Annotated in this window: 6 protein-coding genes; all 6 read left to right on the top strand. The window is 71.6% G+C overall.

Features of this window, described 5'->3' with window-relative positions; all coding sequences use genetic code 11:
- Window positions 1–377 precede the first annotated feature (377 nt).
- Window positions 378–1,595, top strand: coding sequence for an ROK family transcriptional regulator (locus JNW87_RS33220; RefSeq protein WP_238455038.1), 1,218 nt, complete (start codon window positions 378–380; stop codon window positions 1,593–1,595).
- A complete protein-coding gene (locus JNW87_RS41010) occupies window positions 1,592–2,551 on the top strand; it encodes a carbohydrate ABC transporter permease (protein ID WP_238455037.1) in 960 nt (319 codons plus the stop codon). The genes JNW87_RS33220 and JNW87_RS41010 overlap by 4 nt, the downstream gene beginning before the upstream one ends.
- Window positions 2,544–3,356: a carbohydrate ABC transporter permease gene (locus JNW87_RS33210; protein WP_238455036.1), complete on the top strand. Its 813-nt coding sequence runs from the start codon at window positions 2,544–2,546 to the stop codon at window positions 3,354–3,356. Before JNW87_RS41010 ends, JNW87_RS33210 begins: the two co-directional genes overlap by 8 nt.
- Window positions 3,357–3,388: 32 nt before the next feature.
- A complete protein-coding gene (locus JNW87_RS33205; protein WP_109804497.1) occupies window positions 3,389–4,669 on the top strand; it encodes a sugar ABC transporter substrate-binding protein in 1,281 nt (426 codons plus the stop codon).
- 79 nt (window positions 4,670–4,748) lie between these two features.
- Window positions 4,749–5,861 (top strand): glycoside hydrolase family 15 protein, encoded by a 1,113-nt coding sequence (locus tag JNW87_RS33200; protein WP_238455035.1) that lies wholly within the window; start codon window positions 4,749–4,751, stop codon window positions 5,859–5,861.
- Window positions 5,858–6,170, top strand: a 313-nt coding sequence (locus tag JNW87_RS33195) for a hypothetical protein (protein ID WP_238455034.1), incomplete at its 3' end; no start/stop codon positions are given. The genes JNW87_RS33200 and JNW87_RS33195, both read left to right, overlap by 4 nt.

Genomic DNA, 6,170 nt, shown 5'->3' with positions numbered 1-6,170 from the left:
CTGTCGCGCCTCTGCGCGCTGCTGCACCGGTACGGCCGCGGACTCGAAGCCGGCCAACGGGTGATCACGGGATCGTTCTGCAACCAGAGCGTGCAGGGTCCGGGCGCCTGGCGGGCCGTCTTTCCGGGCATCGGAGAGGTGGCAGTGCGGTTCGCGTGACCCGTCGATCGTGCGACGCTCAACCCTCGCCCTGATCCAGGCGTTCGCCCTGGCCGGGCGGCTGGCCACCGGCCCCCGCGCCGACCGTACCCCCATCTGTCGCCGGGGCCGCTGCGATCGCGAAACGATCCCGGTCTGATCACGGGTCTTGACATCCGCCAGTAATCTTCAGACTCTTTGTTTGGACGCCGAATTAACTGGTGGAAGGAAGTGCTCCGATGACGGCTGCGACCTCGGGTCCACGCCTGCGGGACGTCAACCGGGTCGCCGTGCTCGCCCTGATCGGCCGACACGGACCGATCTCGCGCGCCGACGTCGCCCGCCGGCTGGGCCTGAGCCCGCCGACCGTCACCGCGGTCACCCGCTCGCTGATCGAGGCCGGCGTCATCCGCAAGGTCGACGACGGCGTCCCGCGGGGCGGCCGACCGAGCGAGCTGCTCGCGGTGGTGGGTCCGGCCGGGCACGCGGTCGGGGTCAAGGTCGCCGCCGGGCGGCTGACCGGCGTGCGCGCCGACCTCGACGGCACCCTGCTCGACACGTTCTCCGCACCGTTCGACGAGGCCGCCGTCAACCCGTTCGAAGCGTTGTCCGCGCTGCTCGCGCCGCACCTGGCCGCCGTCGACGACGCGCCGCTGCTCGGGGTCGGGCTCGGTGTCCCCGGCTTCGTCGACAGCCGTACCGGACTGGTGGAGGCGCCGCTGCTGGGCTGGCGGCACATGCCGCTGCGGGACTACCTGAGCCAGCTGCTCGACGTGCCGGTGCTCGTGGACAACGACGTCAACACCCTGGCGGCGTACGAGCACCTGTACGGGCTGGGCCGGCCGTACGACGACTTTCTGACCATCACCCTCGGGCAGGGTGTCGGCGCGGCCGTCGTCTCCGGTGGCGACCTGCGCCGCGGCGGGCACGGCGCGGCCGGTGAACTCGGGCACCTGCCGATCGATCCGGCCGGGCCGCCCTGCCACTGCGGCAAGCGCGGCTGCCTCGAGACGTACGTCTGCGACGGCGCGCTCGTCGAACAGGCGCGCGAGGTGGGTGCCGTCGGTCCGGACGCCGGTCCGGCCGACCTGCGCGCGGCGGCCGACAACGGGCACGCCGGCGCCCAGGCCGTCTACCGTGCCGCCGGAGTCCGGCTCGGCACCGTCGCGGCCGGGCTGGCCACCGTGCTCGACCCGCAGGCGGTGCTGGTCAGCGGCGAAGGGACCCTGGCCTGGACGCACCTGGCCGAAGGATTCCTCACCGCCCTGCGCGCCGGCATGTTCCCGCCGCTGGCCGACGGGGTCAGCGTGCACGTCGACCCGTGGGACGACACGAAGTGGGCGCTGGGTGCGGCCGCCCTGGTGCTCCGGGCGCCGTTCACGATGAACGCCGAGCCGCACGCCGACGCCATCCGGGCGCGGCTGGCCGCCTTTCCCGGTGCCGAGGTGGCCCAGTGACCGGGCCACGTACCGCCACCACCGCAGCCCCCACGGTGCGGGCGAAAGCTCCGACGCCGCGCGTCCGCCGATCCGGTGCCGCCCGCCGCCGGTTGCGTACGGCCGTCGCGGCGGCCGGCTTCCTCGCCCCCAGCCTGCTCCTGCTACTCGGCTTCTGGATCGGCCCGATGGTGGGCACGGCCTGGGTGAGCCTGCAGGACTGGAACCTGATCGGCGTGCCCACCTTCGTCGGGTTGGACAACTACACCGAACTGCTGGGTGACGCCGAGTTCCACGCCGCGCTCGGCCACACGCTGGCCTATCTGGCCGGCTATCTGCCGCTGGTGCTGGTCTGCGGGCTCGCCGTGGCACTGCTGCTGGACGCCAAGCTCCCCGCGATGACCCTCTACCGGGCCACCTTCTTCCTGCCGGTGATCAGCAGCTGGGTTGCCGTGTCACTGCTGTGGAAGTGGCTGCTCAACCCGGCCGACGGGCTGGTCAACCGCATCCTCGGCGCGCTCGGCGTGCCGGGACCCGGGTGGTGGACCGACCCGGACTGGGCGATGCCCTCGGTGGTGCTCGCCTCCGTCTGGAAGGACGTCGGGTTCGTCGCGGTGATCCTGCTCGCGGGCCTGCAGGCCATCCCGCGCGACCTGCTGGAGGCCGCCGCCCTCGACGGGGCCGGCTGGTGGCGCAAGCTGCGCAGCATCACGCTGCCGATGATCTCCCCGTCGCTGTTCTTCGTCACCGTGATCAGCCTGATCAACGGCTTCCAGGTCTTCGACCAGGTGTGGGTGATGACCGAGGGCGGTCCGGGTGGGGCGTCCAGCGTCGTGGTCGAGCAGATCGTCAACAACGCCTTCTCGTACGGCCGGGTCGGCTACGCCTCGGCGATGAGCATCGTGCTCTTCGCGGTGATCCTCCTGGTCACCCTGGCCCAGCTCCGACTTCAGCGTAGGTGGGTGCACTATGAGTAGGAAGATCCTGCGGTATCTCGCGCTCACGCTCGGCGCCGTGGCGATGCTCGGGCCGTTCGCGTGGATGCTGATCACCTCGCTCACCGGCGAGCCGCAGCTCGCCCGGGTGGACGCGCCCCTGCTACCCGATCCGCCCACCATCGAGCCCTACGGCCGGCTCGGCGAGGCCTTCCCGTTCTGGCGCTTCGCCGCCAACAGCGTGGGCGTCGCCGTCGTGTCCACCCTGCTTCAGCTCTTCACCAGCGCCACCGCCGCGTACGCGTTCAGCCGGCTGCGGTTCCGGGGCAGCGGCGCGGTGTTCGTGCTCTACCTCGCCACGATGATGATCCCGATGCAGGTGATCATCGTCCCGCTGTTCATCGAGATGCGCCACCTCGGGCTGGTCGACAGCTACGCCGGGCTGCTGCTGCCCACGATCGTCTCCAGCTTCGGCGTGTTCATGCTCCGGCAGGCCTTCCTGGCGCTGCCGATGGAGCTGGACGAGGCGGCCTACGTCGACGGGGCCGGACACCTGCGGGTCTTCGCCCAGGTGCTGCTGCCGCTGGTCGCCCCGGCGCTGGCCACCTTCGCCGTCTTCGCCTTCATGTCCAGCTGGAACGCGTTCCTCTGGCCGCTGGTCATCGCGCAGACCGAGGCGCACATGACCCTGCCGGTCGGCCTGTCGCTGCTCCAGGGGCGGTACAGCACCGCCTGGAACGTGGTCATGGCCGGCTCCACCATGTCCGTCCTGCCGATCCTCGCGCTCTACGTCTTCGCCCAGCGCTACGTCGTGCGCGGCATCACCTTCACCGGAATCAAGTCCTAGCCCCCCATTGCACACCCCCGAGGAGAGATCCGATGACCACAAGAAGACGAGTCCTGGCAGCTGCCGCCGGAGCGCTCGCCGCGGTGAGCCTGCTCGCCGCGTGCGGGCAGGACGCGTCCGGCGGCGCGGACGACGGCGCCACCGGCACCGTCACCTACTTCACCTTCTCCGCCGCGCCGGACCACCTGAAGGACCTCGACGCGATCAAGGCCGAGTTCGAGAAGCAGAACCCGGGCATCACCGTGCAGGTGCAGACGGCCGCGTACGACGACTACTTCACGAAGCTGCAGACGGCGATTGCCGGCGGCACGGCGCCGGACACGTTCGAGCTCAACTACGAGAACTTCGTGACGTACGCCCGAGCCGGCGCCCTGCTGCCGCTCGACGAGCGGGCCAAGGCCGACCAGGACTACGACGCGAACCGGCTGTACCCGAAGGCGCGGGAAGCCTTCCAGTTCAAGGGCAAGCTGTACGCGGTGCCGTCGACGTTCTCCGACGTGGTGCTCTTCTACAACAAGAAGCTCTTCGACGCGGCCGGTGTCGCCCACCCCACGGCGGACTGGACCTGGGCCGACGAGCGGGCGGCGGCGGAGAAGCTGACCAACAAGGCCAAGGGCGTCTACGGCGACTACCAGCCGGTCACCTTCCACGAGTTCTACAAGGCCCTCGCTCAGAACGGCGGCTCGTTCCTCTCGGAGGACGGCAAGAAGGCGACGTTCAACGACGCCAAGGGCCTCGAGGCGGCGCAGTGGCTGCTCAGCAAGCCGGGCACGGTGCAGCCCACCGTCGCCGAGATCGGCGGCAAGGCCGACTACGACACCGCCCTGTTCACGTCCGGCAAGCTCGCCATGTGGCACAACGGGATCTGGCAGATCTCCAAGCTCGCGGGCACCGCCGGGCTGGACTTCGACATCGTCACCGAGCCCGGTAACACCCGGAAGGCCAACGCGGTGTTCATGAACGCCACGGCGGTGTCCGCGAAGACCAAGAAGGCCACCGCGGCCTGGAAGTGGGCCCGGTTCCTCGGCAGCTCGCAGAAGGCCGTGGAGACCCGGCTCGGCTCCAACTGGGAGCTGCCGGCGGTCAGCGACCAGGCCGCGTTCGACAGCTATCTGAAGAAGACGCCGCCGGCCAACCGCAAGGCCGTCTTCGACGCGCTGGCGGACATCGCGCTCCCGCCGGTGCTCGACGCGCAGCAGTCGAAGATGCAGGACATCGTCACCCAGGCGCTGGAGAAGGCCGCCTCCGGCCAGGCCACCCCGCAGCAGGCGCTCGACGACGCGGCGGCCGCGGTCACCGCCCTCATCAAGTAACCGACCCGAGCGGGCGCGGCCGTTTCGCACTCGGCCGCGCCCCGCGCAGGACCACACCGACACCTCCTGGAGGATTCCCGTGCCGACCGCCGCACGGTCCGACCTGCGCACGCTGGTCGAGTCCAGCCTCACCCTCATCGAGGCCCACCAGCATCCGTCCGGCGCCTACCCGGCCAGCCCCGACTACCCCGTCTACCGGTACAGCTGGCTGCGCGACGGGGCCTTCATCGCCGACGCCATGAGCCGGGCCGGTCGGGTGGACAGCGCCGACCGGTTCCTCCGGTGGTGCGCCACGGTGATCGACTCCCGCGCCGACCGGATCGCCGACCTTGTCGCGCGGGCCGACCGGGGCGAGGAGATCGGCGCCGACGAGATGCTGCCGACCCGGTACACCCTCGACGGCGGCGACGGTGACGAGCCCTGGTGGAACTTTCAGCTCGACGGGTACGGCACCTGGCTGTGGGTACTCGTGACGCACACGGCGCGGCACGGGCGGCCGATCGACGCGTACCGGCCCGCGATCGGGTCCACGGTGGACTACCTGGTCGCGTTCGGCGATCGGCCCTGTTACGACTGGTGGGAGGAGCACGCCGAGCACCGGCACGTCGCCACGCTCGGTGCGGTGCTGGCCGGGCTGCGCGCCGTCGTCCACGCCCGCGACGTGCACGGCGAGCCGCTGCTCGGCCCCGCCCGTGCCGCCGCCGCTGCGACGGTCGACAAGCTCGGGGCGCTCGTCGCCACCGACGGCATCGCGGACGGGCACCTCACCAAGTGGCTGGGCGGCACGGCCGTCGACGGCAGCCTGCTGGCCTGCCTCACCCCCTTCGAGGTGGTCGACCCGCGCGGCCCGGTCGCCGAACGCACCTACCACCAGGTACGCGACCAGTTGCTGCGCGGCGGCGTCTACCGCTACCTCGGCGACACCTTCTACGGCGGCGGGGAGTGGCTGATCCTCACCGCCTGGCTGGGCTGGCACGAGGCGCGTACCGGCCGGACCGAGGCGGCGCTGGGCCGCCTGGACTGGATCGCCGCCCAGGCCACCCCCGAGGGCCACCTGCCCGAGCAGGTCAGCGGCAACACCCAGCGCCCCGGACACATCACCGAGTGGACCGAGCGGTGGGGGCCCGTCGCCACCCCCCTGCTGTGGTCGCACGCCATGTTCGTCACGCTCGCCCTGGAGGTCGGACTGTGAATGACCACCTGATCAGCCACCGCCCCGCCGGGACCGGCCACCCGTACCGGTACGACCTGGACCAGCGCGTCCCGGTGCATCCGCTGCGCGGCGAGGAGTACGAGATCCGGGTGCTCACCGACCCGCAGGTGACCGAGGTCCGGGTCGAGTTCGGCGACGGCACGCAGGTGCCCGCCGAGCGGGTCGACCCGGCCACGGTGACCCTCGACTTCGGTGCGCCCGCCGCCCCGCCGGCCGGCTCGGCGGGTCACCTGGCCGCCGCCGCCTCGGCCGCCCCGGACACCGGCGGCCGCACGGCATGGCTCGCCA

This window comes from Micromonospora sp. ATA51, assembly GCF_016802855.1.
GTDB classification, from domain to species: Bacteria; Actinomycetota; Actinomycetes; order Mycobacteriales; family Micromonosporaceae; genus Micromonospora; species Micromonospora sicca.
Note: the sequence above shows the minus strand (reverse complement) of the source record. Positions and strands in the feature narration are given on the sequence as shown.

Excerpts from the sequence above, each read along its gene's own strand:
- JNW87_RS33220 (WP_238455038.1), top strand. The coding sequence starts at position 378 with ATGACGGCTGCGACCTCGGGTCCACGCCTGCGGGACGTCAACCGGGTC.
- JNW87_RS33210 (WP_238455036.1), top strand. The coding sequence starts at position 2,544 with ATGAGTAGGAAGATCCTGCGGTATCTCGCGCTCACGCTCGGCGCCGTG.
- JNW87_RS33205 (WP_109804497.1), top strand. The coding sequence starts at position 3,389 with ATGACCACAAGAAGACGAGTCCTGGCAGCTGCCGCCGGAGCGCTCGCC.